The 20,450-nt window shown below is 67.2% G+C and carries 12 protein-coding genes; 5 read left to right on the forward strand and 7 right to left on the reverse strand.

All coding sequences use genetic code 11. The annotated features are described in order from the left end of the window. Positions 1-12: 12 nt before the first annotated feature. Together IFT65_RS03425 and IFT65_RS03430 are read left to right on the forward strand one after the other, a co-directional pair. Positions 13-3,483, forward strand: coding sequence for an ESPR-type extended signal peptide-containing protein (locus tag IFT65_RS03425; RefSeq protein WP_192080209.1), 3,471 nt, complete (start codon positions 13-15; stop codon positions 3,481-3,483). Positions 3,484-3,526: 43 nt separating this feature from the next. Next, complete coding sequence (locus tag IFT65_RS03430) at positions 3,527-5,353, forward strand: S8 family peptidase (protein WP_192080211.1); 1,827 nt, start codon at positions 3,527-3,529, stop codon at positions 5,351-5,353. 48 nt (positions 5,354-5,401) lie between these two features. Here IFT65_RS03430 and IFT65_RS03435 read toward each other — a convergent pair whose 3' ends face one another. Further along, positions 5,402-6,394 (reverse strand): alpha/beta hydrolase, encoded by a 993-nt coding sequence (locus tag IFT65_RS03435; protein ID WP_192080213.1) that lies wholly within the window; start codon positions 6,392-6,394, stop codon positions 5,402-5,404. A 109-nt stretch (positions 6,395-6,503) separates the two neighbouring features. Further along, complete coding sequence (locus tag IFT65_RS03440; RefSeq protein ID WP_192080215.1) at positions 6,504-7,886, reverse strand: L-serine ammonia-lyase; 1,383 nt, start codon at positions 7,884-7,886, stop codon at positions 6,504-6,506. A gap of 97 nt (positions 7,887-7,983) precedes the next feature. Here IFT65_RS03440 and IFT65_RS03445 point away from each other — a divergent pair, with 97 nt between their 5' ends. Next, positions 7,984-8,211 (forward strand): glutaredoxin family protein, encoded by a 228-nt coding sequence (locus IFT65_RS03445; RefSeq protein ID WP_192080217.1) that lies wholly within the window; start codon positions 7,984-7,986, stop codon positions 8,209-8,211. Positions 8,212-8,275: 64 nt separating this feature from the next. On the opposite strand, the gene IFT65_RS03450 is transcribed toward IFT65_RS03445, so the two are convergent. The 3 genes from IFT65_RS03450 to IFT65_RS03460 are packed head-to-tail and all read right to left on the reverse strand — an operon-like array spanning position 8,276 to position 10,053. Then, on the reverse strand, positions 8,276-8,842 hold the full coding sequence (locus IFT65_RS03450; RefSeq protein ID WP_192080219.1) for a YceI family protein: 567 nt from the start codon (positions 8,840-8,842) through the stop codon (positions 8,276-8,278). Positions 8,843-8,845: 3 nt separating this feature from the next. Continuing rightward, the gene (locus tag IFT65_RS03455; protein WP_192080221.1) at positions 8,846-9,415 is read right to left on the reverse strand and encodes a cytochrome b; all 570 of its coding nucleotides are present in this window, start codon (positions 9,413-9,415) and stop codon (positions 8,846-8,848) included. Continuing rightward, on the reverse strand, positions 9,412-10,053 hold the full coding sequence (locus IFT65_RS03460) for a YceI family protein (protein ID WP_249405049.1): 642 nt from the start codon (positions 10,051-10,053) through the stop codon (positions 9,412-9,414). Before IFT65_RS03460 ends, IFT65_RS03455 begins: the two co-directional genes overlap by 4 nt. Positions 10,054-10,282: 229 nt before the next feature. Here IFT65_RS03460 and IFT65_RS03465 point away from each other — a divergent pair, with 229 nt between their 5' ends. Together IFT65_RS03465 and IFT65_RS03470 are read left to right on the forward strand one after the other, a co-directional pair. Continuing rightward, positions 10,283-13,819 carry an ATP-binding protein gene (locus IFT65_RS03465; protein ID WP_249405034.1) on the forward strand — a complete coding sequence of 1,179 codons (3,537 nt, stop codon included), beginning with the start codon at positions 10,283-10,285 and terminating at the stop codon, positions 13,817-13,819. Between the two features lie 163 nt (positions 13,820-13,982). After that, positions 13,983-17,507 carry an ATP-binding protein gene (locus tag IFT65_RS03470; RefSeq protein WP_192080224.1) on the forward strand — a complete coding sequence of 1,175 codons (3,525 nt, stop codon included), beginning with the start codon at positions 13,983-13,985 and terminating at the stop codon, positions 17,505-17,507. Positions 17,508-17,866: 359 nt separating this feature from the next. Here the strand turns inward: IFT65_RS03470 and mdtD are convergent, their stop codons facing one another. Together mdtD and hemE are read right to left on the reverse strand one after the other, a co-directional pair. Beyond that, the gene (gene mdtD, locus IFT65_RS03475; RefSeq protein WP_188324654.1) at positions 17,867-19,264 is read right to left on the reverse strand and encodes a multidrug transporter subunit MdtD; all 1,398 of its coding nucleotides are present in this window, start codon (positions 19,262-19,264) and stop codon (positions 17,867-17,869) included. A 95-nt stretch (positions 19,265-19,359) separates the two neighbouring features. Beyond that, complete coding sequence (gene hemE, locus IFT65_RS03480; protein WP_192080225.1) at positions 19,360-20,433, reverse strand: uroporphyrinogen decarboxylase; 1,074 nt, start codon at positions 20,431-20,433, stop codon at positions 19,360-19,362. Positions 20,434-20,450: the final 17 nt, after the last annotated feature.

Genomic DNA, 20,450 nt, shown 5'->3' on the forward strand with positions numbered 1-20,450 from the left:
ATCAGGTGATGAATGAACAGGATTTTCAGTCGTGTGTGGAGCCGCTCGCTACAGCAACTGGTCGTGGCCTCGGAGCTGGCCTCGCCGGGCCGCGGGACAGGCCAGAGGCGACGCGTGGTGCGTTGCCTGGTAGCCGGTGCGTTGTTGGTGCCGGCGTGGGCGTCGATGGCATCGGACGCCTCACCACTGCCCACCACGTCCACTGCCTCGGGTTATGTGGATGTCGATGGCAAGGACGATGGGAGCGACGATGCGAGCGCAAGCGGTGACGGTGCTTTGGCAGTGGGTGTGATGGCCCAGGCGCAGGCGACCAATGCGATCGCGCTGGGTACGGGGGCAGTCGCTTCGGCGCAGTCTGCCATCGCGGTCGGCGATGGCAGCACAGCATCCGGTGCCGGTGCGGTCGCGGTGGGCTCGCAGTCGTCGTCCAGTGGGTACGCCAGCGTGGCCACTGGTGGGCTGGCCAACGCCGAGGGCAACAGTTCGGTGGCGCTGGGTACGCAGTCGCACGCGAAGGGCGCCGCCGGCATTGCCGTGGGATTGCAGTCCGCGGCAGAGGGGGATTTCTCCACCGCCATCGGCATGGACAGCCAAGCCGCCGGCAACGGGGCAGTCGCGCTGGGTACCAGCGCCAGCGCATCGGGTTTCCGTGGCGTCGCCACGGGGTACCTGGCCACCGCCAGCGGCGATGGCGCGATCGCCATCGGCGGTCAGTACGTGTGTGATCTGTGCGTGGCGGAAAACACCCAAGCGAGCGGCAGCAACAGCATGGCCGTAGGCCAGTCTGCGCGCGCGCTGGGCAGCGATGCGGTTGCCTTGGGGGCGCTGAGCGCCGCCTTCGGCGACCGTGCGGTGGGCATTGGTGCGGACAGCAGGGCCCAGGGCAACAACAGCACGGCTATCGGCCAGCAGGCCGTCACCACGGGGGCCAACAGCATCGCGCTGGGCAGCAACGCGCGTGCGATGGGTACGGAAAATCCCGCGACGTTGAGCAACAACATCGCCATCGGTGCCAACAGCCTGGCCGATTATGCCAATGCCACCGCGCTGGGTCCGCAGGCTCGGGCCACGGGCTTGTCGTCGATGGCACTGGGCTCGAACGCACAGGCGTCGGAATGGAGTGCGCTGGCGGTCGGAACTCGCGCGGCGGCGAGCGGGGCGTTTGGCGTGGCCCTGGGTGACAGCAGCCAGGCCGGCGCGTTCCAGGCCGTCGCGCTGGGTGCCGGCGCCAAGGCCACCGGCAGCGCGGCAATGGCATTGGGCGGTTCCAGCGTGTCCGATGGCCTGGGCAGTGTTGCCGTGGGCAAGCTGTCTTACACGCATGGGGAATACGCGACCGGAATAGGCACCATGGCGATTGCGTATGCAGATCGCAGTGTCGCCATCGGCAACGCCTGGACGCAGGAGCAGGCCACCGGCAGCGTGGCCCTCGGCTACGGATCGCTGGCGACGCGGCCCAATGCGGTGTCGGTGGGCGCATCGCAGGAGTGGTTCGACATCCTGGACGACGCCCACGGGGTGATGCAGCGGCAGATCACCGATGTGGCGGCCGGTACGGAAGATTTCGATGCAGTCAACGTGGCCCAGCTGAAGGCAGTGGAAGCGAAGGCGGGAACGACGCGCTTCCTGGCGGTGGATTCGGTGACCGATGGCAGTGAGGATCCGCTGGCCAGCGGTGACGGTGCCATGGCGGTCGGGCCGCAGGCGATTGCGGAAGGTGACGGGGCAAGCGCTGCGGGCTACCAGAGCAATGCGTTGGGAGAGGGCGCAATCGCAGCGGGTGCGCAGTCGCTTGCTTACGGCGAGCGCACCGTTGCAGTGGGTGCGGCCAGCACGGCGCTGGGAGTATCGGCAGCCGCCGTAGGGGCCGGCGCGAGCGCCGATGGCACGCTGGCGGCGGCATTCGGTGGAGGCGCCACGGCGCGTGGCGACGGGGCGGTGGCGGTGGGCGGTGATGCCCAGGCCACGGTGCCGAGTGCAGTTGCGGTGGGACAGCGCAGTCAGGCGACCGGAGCCAATTCCACTGCCTTGGGGCGCTCTGCGGGCGCACTGGCTGACAACAGCGTGTCCATTGGCTACGTCAGCCGCGCCAACGCCGAGAACGGGACCGCCGTGGGGGCACTGTCGACAGCCGACGCGATCGGATCCACCGCCCTGGGGTACTTGTCCAGCGCCAATGGTGAGAGCTCGATAGCGGTGGGCCGCTGGACGAATGCCGAAGGCAACCGGTCTGTGGCGATTGGTGCGTACTCCACGGCTGGCGCGCCTGGCGCAATTGCGCTCGGCACATGGGCATCAGCGCTGGGCATGGATTCACTCGCTATTGGTGAGCAATCACGAGCGCCGGGAGACTTCGCCATGGCCATCGGAGACAGCGCGGTGTCATCCGGCGAAGGCTCGATCGCGCTTGGCAGACTCAGCAGCGCCACGGCGGAAAATGCCGTCGCATTGGGAACCGGCTCAGTAGCTGATCGCCCGAACGCCGTGTCGGTGGGCAGCGTCGGGGCCGAACGACAGATCACCAACGTTGCCGACGGGACCGAGGCGACCGATGCGGTCAACAAGCGTCAGCTCGATTCAGCCATGGCCGATGTCGGCGAGGTCACCGCCACGGCAGTGCGCTACGACGATGAAGACAAGGCGCGCATCGGCTTGGGCGGCGAGCAGGGCACCACCATCAGCAACCTCAAGGCGGGTATCGCTGACCGGGACGCCGTCAATGTCTCGCAGTTGCAAGGTGTTGCGCATGCGTTGGGCGGTGGCGCGCAACTTGGCACCGACGGCATGCTGGTGAGGCCGGTTTATACGATAGGCGGGGCGGGTTACGACAATGTCGGAGGGGCCTTTGGAGCACTCGACAACGCACTGGGCAAGCTGGACACGCGAGTGGGTGCGCTTGAAACCGGCGTTACGCCTCCTCCCGTCGGTGGCGGTGGCGGCGGTGTCGATCCGGATAACGGCTTGATCGCTGCTGGCAGTGCGCCAGATTCGGTGGCCATCGGTAAGGGTTCCGTCGCCGATGAGACCGGAACGGTGTCGGTGGGCACCGACGCTCAGCCACGTCGCGTCACTCACGTAGGTACGGGCACGGCAGACACCGATGCGGCCAATGTCGGTCAGGTCAATGCAGGCGACGCACAGACCCTGGCATCGGCCCGCAGTTACACGGACTCGCGTTACAAGGAGTTGGACGACCGCTTCCTCGATCTGTCACAGGGTGTGGATCAGCGTCTGCGCCAGCAGGACCGTCGCATCGACCGGCAGGCCGCAATGAGCAGCGCCATGATGAACATGGCCATCAACGCATCGGGCAGCCGTAGCCCCCGTGGTCGCGTGGCGGTGGGCGCCGGTTGGCAGAACGGTGAGCAGGCGCTGTCCGTTGGCTACGGCAAGCAGGTAGGCGAGCGCGCCAGCATCAGCCTGGGCGGCGCGTTCAGCGGCAGTGACCGTTCAGCCGGCATCGGCTTCGGTATCGACCTCTGATGACGCGCTTCCGCACCCTCTGCATTTCTCTTGAAGGAACATCATGAAAAAATCGTACGTTTCCCACTGCGCGTGTGCCGTGGCCGCCAGTATTGCGCTCATCACCTTGGCCGCGCCGGTGGCAGCCATCGAGCAACGCGTCATGCCGCTGCGGTCACTGCCTGCTGCCAACGCAGGTGATACCTCCACTCGTTTGATCGTCAAATACAAGCCTGGCAGCGCGCCAGCCCGCGACCGGGGCCGGGTGACGGTCAGCTTGAACTCGGCAGTGGCGCGCGGGATGGCGGTTGCCTCCACCAATACTGCGTTCGCGCTGCACAGCGTACGCCGCACTGCGACCGGGGCGGACATCGTCAGCAGCTCACGCCGGTTGGCCAGCAACGAAGCGCAGGCGCTGTTGAAGCAGCTGCGCCAGGATCCGGATGTCGCTTATGCGCAGCTGGACACCCTGAAGTATGCGGCGGATGTCATGCCGAACGATCCGCAGCTGCCGATCTACCAGTGGGATCTGCTTAATACGATCGGGGGCATCCACGGGCCCGAGGCATGGGGTGAAAGCACTGGCGAAGGTGTGGTGGTAGCGGTGCTGGACACCGGTTACAGGCCACATGCTGACTTGAAGGACAACCTGCTGCCGGGCTACGACTTCGTGTCTTCGTATGGTCAGTCCGAAGACGATTGGGATATTGCCGGTGACGGCGATGGGCGCGACCCGGATGCGTCGGACCCGGGTGACTGGACCGACGCGTCGATGCCCTGGTGTGGCAGCACCCGGGACAGCACCTGGCACGGCACCCATGTGGCCGGCACGGTAGCGGCGATGACCAACAACGGGCGTGACGTCGCCGGGACCGCCTGGGGCGCGAAGGTGCAACCCGTCCGGGTGCTCGGTCACTGTGGCGGATTTACCTCCGATATCGCCGACGCGATCGTGTGGGCTGCGGGCGGCACGATCGAGGGCGTCCCCGCCAACCCGACGCCAGCCGACGTGATCAACATGAGCCTGGGCGGCAGCGGCGCCTGCACGGACGACCCGGTTACGCAGGAGGCTATCGATTTCGCTGTCGCGCAAGGCACCACGGTGGTGGTGGAGGCCGGCAATCAGGGCGCCGATGCCGCCGGGTTCAGCCCGGCCAGTTGCCGTAACGTCATTTCGGTCGGGGCGACCGGCGTCGGTGGGCGGATTGCCAGCTACAGCAATTTTGGCCCCACGGTCACGCTCGCCGCACCGGGCGGTGACACAGACAACAGCGGCGGTATAGCGAAAGGCAACATCTGGTCTACCAGCAACGCAGGTACCACCGTTCCTGGCGATGACGCCGTGGTCGGCATGATGGGCACGTCGATGGCGTCACCTCATGTGGCGGGCATCGTAGCGTTGATGCAGTCCGCGGCGGTGGGCGCCGGCCGCCCCGCGCTGACGCCCGCACAGGTGCGGCAGATGCTGGTTGATTCGGCCCGCGTGTTCCCGGTCGCGCCGCCAGCGGCCCGCCCGATCGGCGCAGGCCTGGCCGACGCGGGGCGCGCCGTACAGTTGGCACTGGGCAACCCGTTGCCCCTGCCCAGTCTGCAGAACGGCGTGACCAGCGTTGCGATCAACGGTGCTGCCGGCGATTCGGTCAGCTACCGCTTCGATGTGCCCGCAGGTACCCGCAGCATCAACCTGCGCACGCTGGGGGGGCGAGGGGACGTCAGTCTGTATGCTTCGGCCGGCGTGGAACCCACCGTCGATGACGCCCAATACCGCTCGCGCCGGGCAGGCAATGCGGAGGTGATCATCGTCAGCGCACCGAGCGCTGGCACGTGGTATCTGAAGGTGGTCGGAGAGGCGGACTTCACCGGCGTTGGCGTGACCGCGATCGCGCGCTGATCGTCTCCTCTGTACGCGGGCACGCCGAGCGCGTGCCCGCTGCATGAATTACCGGTGCGCCTCCAGTGACCGCAACAGCGCAGCATTGAAGCGCGCCGGATCCTGCACCTGTGGCGAATGCCCCAGGTCGGCGAACTCCACCAGCTGTGCACCGGGTATGGCCGCTGCGGCGGCCTTGCCCAACAGCGGGTAATTGCCCAGCTTGGCCTTGAGCGCAGGGGGCGCCTGGTCGCGACCGATCGCGGTGCGATCCTTCTGGCCGATGTACAGCGTGGTCGGCACGCGGATGTTCTTCAGTTCGTACACCACCGGCTGGTTGAACACCATGTCCGAGGTCAGCGCCTGGCTCCAGGCCACCGCCTCTTTGCCTGCGCCGGCGTACATGCCGGCCTGCATGCGCGCCCAGTGTTCGAACGAGGGTTGCCAGTCGCCGCTGTAGTAAACGTCCAGCTGGTACTTCTTGATCGAATCGAAGGTTGTCTTCAACTCGTTGGAATACCACGCATCGACACTGCGCCACGGCACGCCGAGGGCTTTCCAGTCTTCCAGTCCGATCGGATTGACCAGTGACAGCGACTGGGTGGCCTGCGGATACAGCAGCGCATAGCGCGCGGCCAGCATGCCGCCCATCGAATGGCCGACGATATGCGCCCGCTGCACGCCCAGCTGCTCAAGCAGGGCATGGGTGTTGGCCGCCAATTGGCCGAACGAATACTGGTAGCCGGCAGGCTTGCTGGACCGGCAGAAGCCGATCTGGTCCGGTGCGATGACCCGGTATCCGGCATCAAGCAACGGCTTGATGGTCTCCTGCCACGTGGCGGCGCAGAAGTTCTTCCCATGCAGCAGCACCACGGTGCCAATCGGTGACCGCGCTGGAGCGACGTCCAGGTAAGCCATCTCCAGCGACTGGCGCTGGGATTCCAATGCGAACGTCTTTACCGGATAGGGGTAATCAAACCCCTCCAGGCGGGGGCCGTAGACATCCGCGGCAGTAGCAGCGACAGGACAGCAAGCGATCAGGGCGGCGGCCAGCAGGCGCATGGCGGTCTCCATGGAAGGGGAGGCCGAGCATACCGCAGCGCCAAACATCACCTTGTCGAACCATCGCATCCATCCGGTAGCGCCGAGCCGCGCTCGGCACCACCCGCCGTCAGCACTCGATGACGTTGACCGCCAAGCCGCCGCGGCTGGTTTCCTTGTACTTGTCCTGCATGTCGCGGCCGGTATCGCGCATGGTCTTGATGACCTTGTCCAGCGACACCTTGTGCTTGCCGTCGCCGCGCATCGCCATGCGTGAGGCGTTGATCGCCTTCACCGCCCCCATCGCATTGCGTTCGATGCAGGGGATCTGAACCAGTCCGCCAATGGGGTCACAGGTCAACCCGAGGTTGTGCTCCATGCCGATTTCGGCGGCATTCTCGATCTGGCTGGGACTGCCGCCCAACGCCGCGACCAGCCCGCCGGCCGCCATCGAGCACGCCACCCCGACTTCCCCCTGGCAACCCACTTCGGCGCCGGAGATCGAGGCGTTTTCCTTGTACAGGATGCCGATCGCCGCCGACGTCAGCAGGAAGTCGAAGATGCGCTGTTCATTGGCGCCCGGGCAGAAGCGATCGAAGTAATGCAGCACCGATGGCAGAACGCCCGCCGCGCCATTGGTCGGTGCCGTGACCACGCGACCGCCCGCGGCGTTCTCTTCGTTCACCGCCAAGGCGTACAGATTCACCCAGTCCAGCGTGGTCAGCGGGTCACGCATCGCCGCTTCGGGTTTCGATGACAGCTCGCGATACAGCGCCGGTGCGCGTCGGCCCACCTTCAGTCCCCCCGGCAGGACGCCCTCTTGGCGGATGCCACGTGCCACGCATGCCTGCATGGCCGTCCAGATCTCGCGCAGCAGCTCGCGGATCTCGTCCTCGCTGCGCCAGGATTTCTCATTCTCGAACATCAACTGGGCGATGCTCAGCCCACTGCGCGCAGTCTGCGCCAACAGTTCGTCGCCGCTCTTGAAGGGGTAGGGCAGCGGGGTCTCATCGGGCACGATGCGATCATCGGCGGCATCGTCCTGGTTGACCACGAAGCCGCCACCGACGGAATAATAGTCGCGCGTGGCGATCACCTCGTCGTTCGCATCGAAAGCGGTGAAGCGCATGCCGTTGGTGTGATAAGGCAGTTTCTGCCGCTTGTTCAGTCCCAGATCGCGTTTTTCATCGAACACGATCTCGTGCTGACCCATCAGGTTGAGCCGCTTGCTGGTCCGGATACGCTCCAGCGTCGCCGGGATGATGTCCGGATCGATCAGGTTGGGGCGCTGTCCTTCCAGTCCCAGCAGCACGGCTTTGTCCGTGCCGTGGCCGCGCCCGGTCAGCGCGAGTGATCCGTAGACGTCTGCACGGATGCGTACCACATCCTGCAGTCTGCCCGGATCCATCAGCCAGCGATGCACGAACCGTTCGGCCGCCTTCATGGGCCCTACGGTGTGCGAAGAGCTCGGGCCAATGCCGATCTTGAATACGTCGAACGTGCTGACTGCCATGGATGCCGTGCTGCAGGTACCGGGAAAGCCGCTATTCTAGCGGTTGATGCGGCGGTTCCTTGGCTGCGGCGCAGCAAACCCCTACGGAGCGGGCCCGGTGTTCATCCTGTACCAGCGTGACGACTGCCATCTGTGTGACCTGGCGCTGGCTGTGCTGGCGCAGGCACGGGTGCCCCGGCTCGAGTCGGTATTCATCGACGCAGATCCAGAACTTGAAACACGCTATGGCGCGCGGGTGCCGGTGCTGCGTGACAGCACCGGCAGACGCGAGCTGGACTGGCCGTTCGACGCGCATACGCTCGCGGGATGGCTGCGGGCCGGGTAGGTAGTGCCGCACCATGCGCGGCGGACGCCGGATGTCCGGACGCCCGCAGCCTGATGGCAGGATGTCACTTCGCCTTGAAGTTGACCACGGTGCTGATCGCGGTCTCATCCGGGATGGTCTTGGTATCGGCCCAGTCACCGCCGCCGACGCCGAATTCCAGTCGCTTGACGCTCGCCTGACCCTTCAGGACCGGCTGTGCGCCCGGCGTCCAGGTGAACGTCAGGGTGACCGGCTTGCTGACGCCGCGCAGTTCCAGCGTGCCGTCCGCAGCGTATTTGTCGTTGCCCAGTGCGCGGAAGCCGCTGGCGCGGTAATGCGCGGTGGCGAACTTGCCCACATCGAAGAAATCCGCCCCCTGCAGCGTGGAGTCGCGGTCGGCGTTGCCGCTCTTCGCGCCAGCCAGCGGGATCGTCACATCCAGCTTGCCGGCAGCCAGATTGGCCGGGTCGAAGCTGAGCTGCGTGGTGAAGCCCGGGAAGGTGCCGGCGAAGACTTCGCCGTCGTACTTGGTCGCGAAGGCAAGGGTGGAACCGGGTGCCTGCACGTAGTCGGCGGCGATGGCCGGGGAGGCGGCAAGCAGGCCCGCCAGGGCGGCAGCAACGGCTGTCGGGGAGGTCAGTTTGATGGTCATCGTTCAATCCTTCTGGGGAGAGGAGATCCAGCCGCGCGGAAGCATCCGCACCAGGGTGGCATCACGCTGGAAAACGTGGTGGTAGAGCGCGGCACCGGCATGCGCGGCGACGACGGCCACCAGCAGCCAGAAGCCGTATTCGTGGATCGCATGGGAAATGGACACGGTCTGCGGATCCGGCGCGACCAGCTTGGGTACGTCGACCAGACCAAACCAGCGGAACGGCCGCAGGCCACTGGCCGAGTCGTAGATCCAGCCGGACAGCGGGATGCCGAACATCAGCACGTAGAGCAAGGCGTGGGTCACGCTCGCGATGCGCTCCTGCCAGGTCGGCGTGCCAGGCACCGCGGGCGGCGCACCGGCATACAGACGCCAGCCCAAGCGCAGCACGACCAGCGTCAGCACGGTGATGCCCAGCGACTTGTGGGCGGTGTACACCCAGAAGTACTTCGGCGTCTTCGGCAGTTCGCCCATGGTCAGGCCGACGATGCCCAGGGTGAGGATCAGCAGTGCGATCAGCCAGTGCAGGGTCTGGCTGACGCCACCCCAGCGCTGGGTATTGGGACGGCTCATGGCAGGCTCCTGGGCGCCGGCGTGGCGTCGATCGGGGGTTTGGACCCGGACGGCGGTGCCGTGTCGGGGGCGTCATCGTCCCCCTTGCGGTCGCGCACGGCTTCCACTTCCAGGCGGAGCTGCACGTCATCGCCGATCACGCTCGACCACGCGGTGATGCCGAAGTCACGGCGGCTCAGCGTGGCGGTGGCGGAAAAGCCGGCAGTGCGGCGGAAGGGCGGCAGCGGGTGGCGCTTGAGCGCATTGAGGGTGACGTCCAGCGTAACGGGACGCGTCACGCCGCGCAGGGTCAGATCCCCCAACACGCGGGCGTGCGTTTCGTCGATGGGCTGTACGGAGGTCGACACGAAGCGGGCTTCCGGGAAACGCTCGCCATCAAGCAGGTTGCGCGCCAGGACGGCCTGGTTCCACTTGCTGTCCCCCAGGTCCAGGTGCGCGATGGGAACGCGCACGTCCAACCGCGCGGCTGCCCAGTCGTCCGGGCTGAAATACAGTTCGCCCTCGCTGCCGGACACGGTACCCAAGGCATTCGAAAAGGCTGCGTGCTTGATGGCGAACAGCACCCGGGTGTGGACCGGATCGAGGCGATAGAGCGTATCGGCTGCCACAGCCAGGCCGGGCAGGGCGGACAACAACAGGCTGAGGGTAAGACGTAGCAGCACGCGTGCAGCTCCTGCAGGGGACGCAGCGATCATACCCACCCCGCTGGCTTCGCGAGCAGCCACATGGCTGCAACAGTTCATGGTGCGGATGGCACCGTGCCTGCCAGCGCGTGTCGTCGCTGGCCTGCGGAGCAGCCTGCCGCACGCCGCTTCGTCAAGGCTGTGTGACAATCGTTTTATCCAGGGAAGTGGAATGGCGAAGGGCATGCGTCAAGGACAGAGGGTGGTGCTGTTGCTGCTGGTGCTGCTCACCAGCCTGCTGCTGCCAGCAGCGCAGGCGGCACCCGCCGGCGCGGAGACGCCCCGCCTGCGTCGCATCGGTACGGCCGAAGGGCTCCCGTCGCGGATGGTGACGGCGCTGGCCGAGGATGCGCAGGGTTATCTGTGGGCCGCGACCGACGGTGGGCTGGCCCGCTATGACGGGGTTTCCCTGCAGACCTGGCGGAACGACCCGCTGCAGGAAGGCTCGTTGCCCGGCAATGAGATCGAGACGATGCTGGTCGACGGCCGTGATCGCCTGTGGCTGGGCATCAACGGGGTGGGCCTGGTCCGCATGGGGCCCGAGCGGCAAGCCTTCGAGGTCATCAACGACATCAGTGCGGCCTGCGAAGGTCAGTTCTGGACACTGGCCGACGCGGAGAATGCGCTGTGGGTGGGTACCAGTGCCTTCGGCCTGTGCCGTCGCGACGAAACGGGGCAACTGCGCCGGTTCCGGCATGATCCGACCGACCCGCACAGTCTGCCGAGCGACACGATCTTTTCCAGCGTGGTCGACGAGCGCGGACGTCTGTGGTTGGGGACCGAGCAGGGCGTAGCGCGTTGGAATGGCAGCGGGTTTGATCGTGTCGGCGCGGATGTGCTGGGTGATGTGTCGGTGGTGCGGCTCAGCCGCGGTGAAGCCGGCAGCGTGCTGGTAGGTACCCAGGGCGATGGTGCGTTCGTGATCGGCGCCGACGACCGGGCGCAGCGACCAGGCTGGTCACACGCCGCCACGCTGCGCGCGGCGCTGATGCTGCACGATCGCCAGGGCGGCTATTGGGTCGGCAGCTCCGAAGGGCTGCTGCGCGGTGATGACCGGCAGCTGCGGCGGCTCGAGCACGACAGTGGCAGCGGCTTCCTGACCGCGCACAGCGGCGTGCTGGACATGCTGCAGGATCATGAAGGCGGCATCTGGGTGGGATTGCTGACGCAGGGCCTGGCCTATCTTCCGCCGGACTGGAAGCGCTTCTCGACCTGGTTCCAGCTGGACGGCAAGCCGCTGGACAGCCAGTACCTGCTCAGTGTGGCCAGCGACGGCACCGACTTCTTCGTGGGCGCCGCGCACGGGGTGTATCGGCTCGATGCCGGGGGCACGCTGTCGTTGCTGGTGAGCGATGAGCAGATCGGCAGTGGCGCGATATGGTCACTGCTGCCGCGACCGGACGGATCGTTGTGGCTGGGGCGGGCCGGCCGGATCACCGTGTTCGATCCCAAGCGCCGGACGCATCGCGATTGGCTGATCCAGGGCGGTGCCGATCTGCGCCAGCGGATTGATCTGATGCGGCAGGCACCGGATGGCACGGTGTGGTTGTCGGTGATGAATCACGGCCTGCAGCAGCGCGACGCGCAGGGACGCGTGCTGCGCGATTTCCCTCGCGCGACGTTGCCCGGCCGCAGCCAGGCGCCGGTGGAGCAGCTGCGTTTCGACCCGCAGGGCCAGCTGTGGGTGGTGGGTGACATGGGCGTGCTGCGCTTCCAGGACGACCGCATCATTGCCATTCCGGGCGTCTCGCGCGGCACCATCTTCGACCTGGCCTGGGCCGGCCCGCGTAGCTTGTGGCTGGCGCGCCAGGGGGCGTTTGAACGCTACGACTGGGATGGAAAGCGCTTGACGCTGCGTGAGCAGGTCGGCGCAGCAGAAGGCGTGCTGCCGGTGTCCATCGGCGGCCTGGTGATCGGTGCGGCGGGGCAACTGTGGGCGACCAGCCCGCGCGGACTGATGCGCTGGGATACCGGGAAGCGCCAGCTGCGCATCTACAGTGAGCGCGATGGCCTGCCGGACGCGGAGTTCACCGGCCGCCCGCCGGCACAGGACGCTGCCGGACGCGTGCTGGCGGTGTCGCAGACCGGTCTGGTCGGGTTTGATCCGGATACGGCCGACGCGCCGCTGCCCTCTTCGCAGCTGGTCATCGCCTCGGTGCGCGTGCGCCGCGACGATGGCGAGGGCTGGCAGGAGGTCACCGCCCGCTCGCCCATCACGCTGGGGCCGGACGACCGTGATCTGCAGATCAACGCGCGGCTGCTGTCCTTCGCCAATCCACGCAGCAATGCCTATCGATTCCGCGTGCAGGGCTATGACCTCAACTGGGTCACCGCCGCCGATGGCGAGCGCACGCTCTCGCGGCTGCCGTCCGGCGCGTTCCAGATCGAGATCCAGGCGCGACACGCGGGCGGCGACTGGACGCCTGTGCAGGCACTGCAGGTGCAGGTGCTGCCGCCCTGGTGGCGAAGCGGTGTCGCCCTGCTGGCCTACGGCGTGGGTGGGACCCTGCTGGTCGCTGGCGTGGCGTGGTACGTCCGCCTGCGCCTGCGCCGGCGACAGCAATGGCAGTTGAGCCTGCACAAGCAACATCTGGCCGAGCAGGCATCGCAGGCGAAGAGCCATTTCCTGGCAACGCTGGGGCACGAGGTCCGCACGCCGATGACCGGCGTGCTGGGCATGAGCGAGCTGTTGCTGGACACCGGGCTGGATGACCAGCAGCGCAGCTACGCCGGCGCCATCCACCAGGCCGGCACCCATCTGCTGCGGCTGGTCAATGATGCGCTGGACATGGCGCGGATCGAGGCCGGTCGGCTGGAACTGGACATCCGGCCGTTCGCGCTGGATGCCTTGTTCGACCAGGTGCAGGCCTTGATGGAGCCCATCGCGCGCCAGCGTGGGCTGGCCTTCCGCCGCGAGATGGCGTTTACCGGTCCGATATCGGTCAGCGGCGATGAGATGCGGGTGCGGCAGGTGCTGATGAACCTGCTCGGCAATGCGATCAAGTTCACCGAGCGCGGCCACGTCGGGGTATCCGTCCGTCCCGGCGGCGACGGCGTGGGCCTTCGGTTCGAGGTGGAGGACTCCGGCCCGGGCATTGCCGTCGAGCAGCAGGCGCGCTTGTTCGAGCGATTCGAACAGGCCGACGGTCCGCGGACGGCGTCGCGCTACGGGGGATCCGGCCTGGGTCTGGCGATCAGCCAGGAGCTTGCCATGGCGATGGGCGGCACCATCGACGTGGACAGCCTTCCAGGACACGGGGCGCGTTTCAGCGTGCTGCTGCCGCTGCCGTGGCATCCGGAAGACGTGGCGCCCGTGCCCGAGGCGCAGCCCTCGCCCGACGTGCTGCCGTCCCTGCGGATCCTGCTGGTCGAAGACGACCCGACGGTCGCTAGTGTGATCCAGGGTCTGCTGAGCGCACGTGGGCATGAGGTCGAACACGCGCTGCATGGACTGGCGGCGCTGTCGGCGGCGGCGACGTCGTCCTTCGAAGTCGGGTTGCTCGACCTGGACCTGCCGGCCCTTGACGGGCTGGGGCTGGCACGTCAGCTGCGGGCGATGGGTCATCGGTTCCCGTTGATCGCGGTGACCGCCCGTTCGGACAGTTACGCCGAAGCGGAGGTGCTGGACGCCGGATTCGATGGCTTCCTGCGCAAGCCGGTGACGGGCGACCTGCTGGTCGGGGCGATTGCCCGCGCGCGCCTGCGTCGCGCCCTCCCGTGACGCAGGTGGCACGGAGTTCACGCTTCGGCGGTTCCACGTCGTGAAGACCGCCACCTTCGGTTTACCATGCCATCCAAGCCATCAGCCGTCGCGGGCACCGCAGGCATGAGGTGTCCATCCCTGCTGCGCAGGGGCCAGTGGCAACGGGGAGCAGGCAGGGGCAATGCGTTTGCGTAGGACGTTGGCACTATTGCTGTCGGCATGGCTGGCTCTGTTGCCGGCCAGCGCGCAGCCGGTTCCGCCGACGCCGCGGCAGCTGACCGTGTTCGATGGCCTGCCGTCCAATACCGTCAACCGGATGGCGGAAGACCGTCTGGGCTATCTGTGGATCGCCACGAATGACGGGCTCGCCCGCTTCGATGGCCGCAGCTACCGGATCTGGCGGGCCGAAGACGGGCTACGCGACAACCGCATCTGGACGGTGCTTGCCGATGCACGCAACCAGCTCTGGATAGGGACTGAAAACGCAGGTCTGGTACGGCTGTCCGCTGATCGGCGGGTCATGCGTTTCTATGACCGTGACAGCCAGCCGCTGCTGGCCAGCAACACCGTGTGGAGCGTGGCGGCCACGCCGGACGGGGCGATCTGGTTCGGCACCTACGAAGGCGGCCTGTACCGCATCGATGCCGACGACACCCTGCAGCGCTTCCTGCCGGAAGAGGGCAACGACCGCAGCCTGCCGTCCAACAGCGTGCCCTTCCTGGCGACACTGCCCGACGGCAGTCTGTGGGTGGGCACCAAGCGCGGCCTGGCGAGATGGACGGGACACGATTTCGAACGCGCGCCGGACAGCGTGCTGGGCGATGCGATGATCAACGGCATGACCGCTGATGCCGATGGCAGTCTGTGGATCAACACGCTGGGCAGCGTGATCGTGCGTCACGCCGATGGTCGCTTCGAGCCGGCGCCGTGGCCGGTGCCCGCTGGCGACCAGGTGCTGGGCATGATGCTGCACGATGAGCAGGGCGGCTATTGGCTGGATACCCGGTCGGGTCTCGGACGGGGGGTGGCAGGGCGCTTCCAACAGGTGCCGTTGTACAGCGCGCTGGCACGGGGGCGGGTGCGTCCGAACTGGAGCGGGGCCTTCCAGGACCGCGAAGGCGGCATCTGGCTGGCCAGCCTCAACGCCGGCTTGTGGCACCTGCTGCCACGCTGGTGGCAGTTCTCGGTGCTGTCCCGCCTTGAAGATGATCCTGCGTCGTTGCGCAACGCCTTCGTGCTCGGCACCGCCGCTGCCGCGGACGGCGGTGTCTGGACCGTGGGTGGCCACGGTGCACTGGACAAGCTGGACCCGGCCACGGGCAAGGTGGAACAGCACCTGACCTGGGTGAATGGCAACCACTGGCTGATGTCTGTCGCCGAGGATGATCAGGGCAACGTGTGGACAGGCTCCATGGACGCACTGGCGCGCTATGAACCTGGCAGCCGACGCGTGCGTCGCTGGGGCCGCGATGACGGAGCCGACGCGGTGATGGAAGGCAATGTCCAGGATATCGCGGTATGTGGCGGGCTGGTGTGGACGATGTCGCCGACCGGTGTGCAGGCACGTGATCTGCAGGGGCGCGTGCAGGTGGGCGTGCCGCTGGGTGAGGGTGGCCTGCGCGCGGGGCAGCTGAACATCAGCCTGGAGTGTGGGCCGCGCGGGCAACCCTGGCTGGCTGGCAGCCAAGGGCTGCAGGAATGGGATCCGCACCTGCATGTGTTCGCCCTGGTCGACGGTGGTCCTGCGGGGGCGGTCCATGCAATGGCCTTTGCCAGTGGCGACCAGGTCTGGCTTTCGCAGGATGGGCGCTTGGTCCAGCACCGGTGGACGGGCAGCGCGCTGCAGCGGCACCGGGTGATCGGCGCGGTGCAGGGGTATCCGGCGCTCGCCGCCAACGGGTTGGCCGTGGACGAAACGGGCATCGTCTGGGCGAGCAGCCCACGCGGCATGCTGCGGGTGGATCCGCGCGTGCCCAGCGTGCGCCTGTATGGCGTGCATGATGGATTGCCCAGCCAGGAGTTCCGCGAGAACACCCTGGTGGCCAGCCGCAGTGGCCAGCTGCTGGCAGGTACGCCGGCAGGCGTGGTGCTGTTCGATCCACTCAAGGTGGGGCCGCCGACCCGGCAGGCACCGCTGGTGATCGAGCGTGTCGAAGTCAGCCGTGGCGACCGGACGGTCGAGCTGACCCACGCCACGCCGATGGTCATCGAAGATGGTGACCGCGACCTGCACATCGTGGCCCGGCTGCTGTCGTTCAGCGATGCGGCGTCCAACGTGTACCGGTATCGGTTGGGCGGCTACGATCCGGACTGGGTGGATGCCGGTGCGGGCGGCGAGCGCGTCTTTTCACGCCTGCCTCCCGGTCATTACGCGCTCGAGGTGCAGGCGCGCTCGGCCGACCACGTATGGTCCAAGGTGCAGACGCTGGAGTTCGACGTCTTGCCGCCGTGGTGGCGCAGCGTGACCGGTGTGTTGATGCTGATGGCACTGGGCCTGCTGTTGCTGAGCGGATTTGCCTGGCTGTACCGGCGACGTCTGCAACGCCGGCATGCCTACCAGATGGCGGTGCATAAGCAGGAGGTTGCCGAGCAGGCCTCGGCGGCCAAGACGCGCTTCCTGGCGAACCTGGGCCATGAGGTCCGCACGCCGATGACTGGTGTGCTTGGCATGACCGAACTGCTGCTGTCGTCGCCGCTGGACACGCGCCAGCGCAACCATGCCGAGTCCATCCGCAGTGCGGGCGAGCACCTGCTGTTGCTGGTGAACGATGCGCTGGACCTGGCGCGGATCGAGTCGGGGCGGTTGGAGCTGCAGTCGCAGCTATTCGATCTGAACCTGCTGCTTGCCGATGTCCAGGCGCTCACCGCGCCGCTGGCTCGGCAGAAGGGCGTGCAGTTCAGGCTGCAGAATGAGCTGACCGTCGGGCTGTGCGCGCAGGGCGATCCGCTGCGGGTGCGGCAGATCCTGCTCAACCTGCTGGGCAATGCGGTCAAGTTCACCCAGCGCGGCAGCATCACCCTGCGCGCACGCAGCGACACCGACGCGCAGGGCCTGCACTTCGACGTGAGCGATACCGGGCCCGGCATCAGCAGCGAACTGCAGAAACGGTTGTTCCGCCGCTATGAGCAGGCCGACGGTGCACGCACCGCAGCGCAGTACGGCGGCAGCGGCCTGGGGCTGGCGATCAGTCGCGAGCTTGCGGTGGCGATGGGCGGTGACATTGCCGTGCGCAGCCAGCTGGGCAACGGGACGTGCTTCAGCGTGGTGCTGCCCCTGCCGCTTCAGGATGGCAGCGGGCATGCCGATGGCGAGGGGCCGCACGCGGTGGCCGTACCGGCCGCGCCGCTGCGCATCCTGCTGGTGGAAGACGATCCCACCGTGGCCGAGGTCATCGCCGGCCTGCTGGCGGCCCGCGGGCACCAGGTGGTGCATGCCGAACATGCGCTCGCGGCCTTGCGCGAAATGGCCGGCGACCGCTTCGACATCGGTCTGCTGGACCTCGATCTGCCCGGCCTGAGTGGCTTCGACCTGGCGTTGCACCTGCGCAACCAGGCCCACGACCTGCCCCTGCTGGCGGTCACCGCGCGCACCGATCCCGATCTCGCCGAGCAGGTGGCGGCGGCGGACATGCAGGGGTTCCTGCGCAAGCCGGTGACCGGCGAGCTGCTGGCCGAGGCCATCGCCCGCGCGCTGACCGCCCGCTAGCGCCGCCGACCGCTCCTGCCTTTTGGTAGAGCCGACTTCAGTCGGCTGCCCCTGCCTTTCGGTAGAGCCGACTTCAGTCGGCTGCATTGGTGGAGCAGCCGACTGAAGTCGGCTCTACCAAGAGGCCCAACCCGTCGGCCCAATCGGACGGCCGAATCGGTCAGCCCAATCAGTCGGCCCAATCAGTCAGCCCAATCAGTCAGCCCAATCAGTCAGCCCAATCAGTCGGCCCAATCCGTCGGCCCGGCCCGCCGGCCCAACCCGTTAGCCCAACCCGTTCGCAGAGCCCGTTCGCGCCCATCGGCCCACCCCGTCGGCCCAATCGGTCGGCCCAACCCATCCGCCCAACCCCCGCATCATCACTCCGCGACTTCCTCGATCTGCTTCGGGTCCGGGCCTGTATCCGGCAGCTGCCAGAAGATCAGCGTGGACGTCAGCGTGATCGCGCCGACACACAGGAAGGTCGCGTGCAGGGCGGCCGTGGCGCCGTGCGATTCCAGCGGTGCGAAGGCCGCCAGCAGGCTGCCCGCCGCTGCGGCGCCGAACCCCGCCGCCAGCATCATCACCATCGACAACAGGCTGTTGCCGGAACTGGCGAACTCCCGATCCAGGTCGCGCAGCGTCACCGTGTTCATTACCGTGAACTGCAGTGAGTTCACCGCGCCGAACAACGCCAGTTGCAGCAGCCGCCAGCCCAGGTGCTGGCCCGGCCCCATCAGCGCGAAGCTGGCCATGGCGATGCCAACCAGCACGGTGTTGACCATCAGCACGCGGCGGTAGCCGAAGCGCTCCACCAGTTTCACTGCCAGCCGCTTGGACACCATGCCGGCGGCAGCGACGGGGATCATCATCAGGCCGGCATTCATCGGGCTCATGCCCATGCCCACCTGCAGCAGAAGGGGGATCAGCAGCGGCATGGCGCTGCTGCCGATGCGTGAGAACAGGTTGCCGAGGATGCCGATGCGGTAGCTCGGCACCCGGAACAACGCGAGCGAAAACAGCGGCGCGGTCGAATTGGCGGCGTGCAGCCAGTAGCCCGCCAGCGCGGCCAGCCCGGCGACGGTCATCAGCATCACCAGCGCGTGCGGCGTGCCCATTCCCGAGATGCCGTCCAATGCCAGCGACAGCACCACCATGCCGAAGGCCAGCATCGCGTAACCGCGCAGATCGAAGCGGCTTCGATGGGCCGCATAGTGGTCGGGCATCACCTTCATCGCGACCAGATAACCGATCACGCCGATCGGCAGGTTGATCAGGAACACCCAGTGCCACGACGCGACTTCGACCAGCCAGCCACCCAGCGTCGGGCCGATCAGCGGGCCGATCAATGCCGGGATGGCGATGAAGCTCATCGCGCGCAGGAAGTCCTCGCGCGGTACCGAGCGCATCACGGCCAAGCGACCGACGGGCAGCAGCATCGCGCCACCGATGCCCTGCAGCACGCGCGCTGCGACCAGCTGATGCAGGGTCTGCGCCAACGCGCAGGCCAGCGAGCCAAGGGTGAACAGGATGATGGCGACCAGGAAGGTACGCCGCGTGCCGAAGCGGTCGGCGATCCAGCCCGACGCCGGGATGAAGGTGGCTACGGCCAGTGCGTAGCTGAAAACGACAGACTGCATCTGCAGCGGACTTTCGCCCAGACTTCGCGCCATCGCCGGCAATGCCGTGTTGACGATGGTGGAGTCCAGCATCTGCATGAAGATCGCCAGCGATACCAGCCACAACAAGGGGCGGATGGAGGCGTAGCTTGACGTCATCGGGCTTGGATCCGCGCGACCGGGAGGCGACATGATGGACCAACCGCGGTAACGGCGCGATCAGGAAGCGCCGTACCGCCATGCCGGGTAAAGCATCAGCGTGCGCTGAGCCGGTGCACCGCCTCGACCAGTACCTGCACACTGGCCGGATCCATGTCAGGCGACATGCCGTGGCCCAGGTTGAATACATGGCCCTCGCGCGAGCCGCCGTTGCCGGCCGCATAGGTATCGAGCACCCGGCCCGCCGCCGCGCTGATCGCCTCGGGACTGGCGTACAGGGTGGTGGGATCCAGGTTGCCCTGCAGCGCGACGCGCCCCCCTGTGCGGCGCACCGCTTCGTCCAGGTCCAGGGTCCAGTCCAGTCCCAGCGCATCGGCACCGGTATGGGACAGCGCCTCCAGATGCAGTCCCGTGCCCTTGCCGAACAGGATCAGCGGCGTGCGCGCGCTGCCTTCACCGCGCTCCAGCTCGGCGGAGATGCGCTGCAGGTAGCGCAGCGAGAACTCGCGGTACATCGCCGGCGACAGCACGCCGCCCCAGGTATCGAACACCTGCAGGGCCTGCGCGCCGGCCGCGCGCTGCGCACCAAGGTAGGCGACCACCGCATCCGTCACGACCTCCAGCAGGCGGTGCAGTTCCTGCGGGTGGTTCAGCGCCATCGCCTTGATGCGGGCGAAATCCTTGCTGCCGCCGCCTTCCACCATGTAGCAGGCCAGCGTCCACGGGCTGCCGGAAAAGCCGATCAGCGGCACCTGGCCATCCAGCTCGCGGCGGATCACCCGCACGGCATCCATCACATAGCGCAGTTCCTGTTCCATGTCCGGCACCGCCAGCTTGGCGATGGCGGCGGTATCGCGTATCGGGTGCCGGAACTTGGGACCTTCGCCTTCGACGAAATACAGCTCCAGGCCCATCGCATCGGGGATGGTCAGGATGTCCGAAAACAGGATGGCCGCATCCAGCGGGAAGCGGCGCAGCGGCTGCAGGGTGACTTCGCAGGCGAGATCCGGGTTCTTCGCCATCGCCAGGAAACTGCCTGCTTTCGCGCGGGTCGCACGGTACTCCGGCAGGTAACGACCGGCCTGGCGCATCAGCCAGATGGGGGTGTGATCCACCGGCTCGCGGCGCAGGGCGCGCAGCAGACGATCGTTGCGAAGAGGGCTGGTCACGGAAGGCGATCCTTGTG

The organism is Stenotrophomonas sp. CFBP 13725, from assembly GCF_014841935.1.
Taxonomy (GTDB): Bacteria; Pseudomonadota; Gammaproteobacteria; order Xanthomonadales; family Xanthomonadaceae; genus Stenotrophomonas.

Coding starts and splice junctions, on each gene's coding strand:
- IFT65_RS03440 (WP_192080215.1), bottom strand. CDS start 7,886: ATGGCAGTCAGCACGTTCGACGTATTCAAGATCGGCATTGGCCCGAGC.
- IFT65_RS03465 (WP_249405034.1), top strand. CDS start 10,283: ATGCGTCAAGGACAGAGGGTGGTGCTGTTGCTGCTGGTGCTGCTCACC.
- IFT65_RS03470 (WP_192080224.1), top strand. CDS start 13,983: ATGCGTTTGCGTAGGACGTTGGCACTATTGCTGTCGGCATGGCTGGCT.
- mdtD (WP_188324654.1), bottom strand. CDS start 19,264: ATGACGTCAAGCTACGCCTCCATCCGCCCCTTGTTGTGGCTGGTATCG.
- IFT65_RS03455 (WP_192080221.1), bottom strand. CDS start 9,415: ATGAGCCGTCCCAATACCCAGCGCTGGGGTGGCGTCAGCCAGACCCTG.
- IFT65_RS03450 (WP_192080219.1), bottom strand. CDS start 8,842: ATGACCATCAAACTGACCTCCCCGACAGCCGTTGCTGCCGCCCTGGCG.
- IFT65_RS03430 (WP_192080211.1), top strand. CDS start 3,527: ATGAAAAAATCGTACGTTTCCCACTGCGCGTGTGCCGTGGCCGCCAGT.
- IFT65_RS03435 (WP_192080213.1), bottom strand. CDS start 6,394: ATGCGCCTGCTGGCCGCCGCCCTGATCGCTTGCTGTCCTGTCGCTGCT.
- IFT65_RS03425 (WP_192080209.1), top strand. CDS start 13: ATGAACAGGATTTTCAGTCGTGTGTGGAGCCGCTCGCTACAGCAACTG.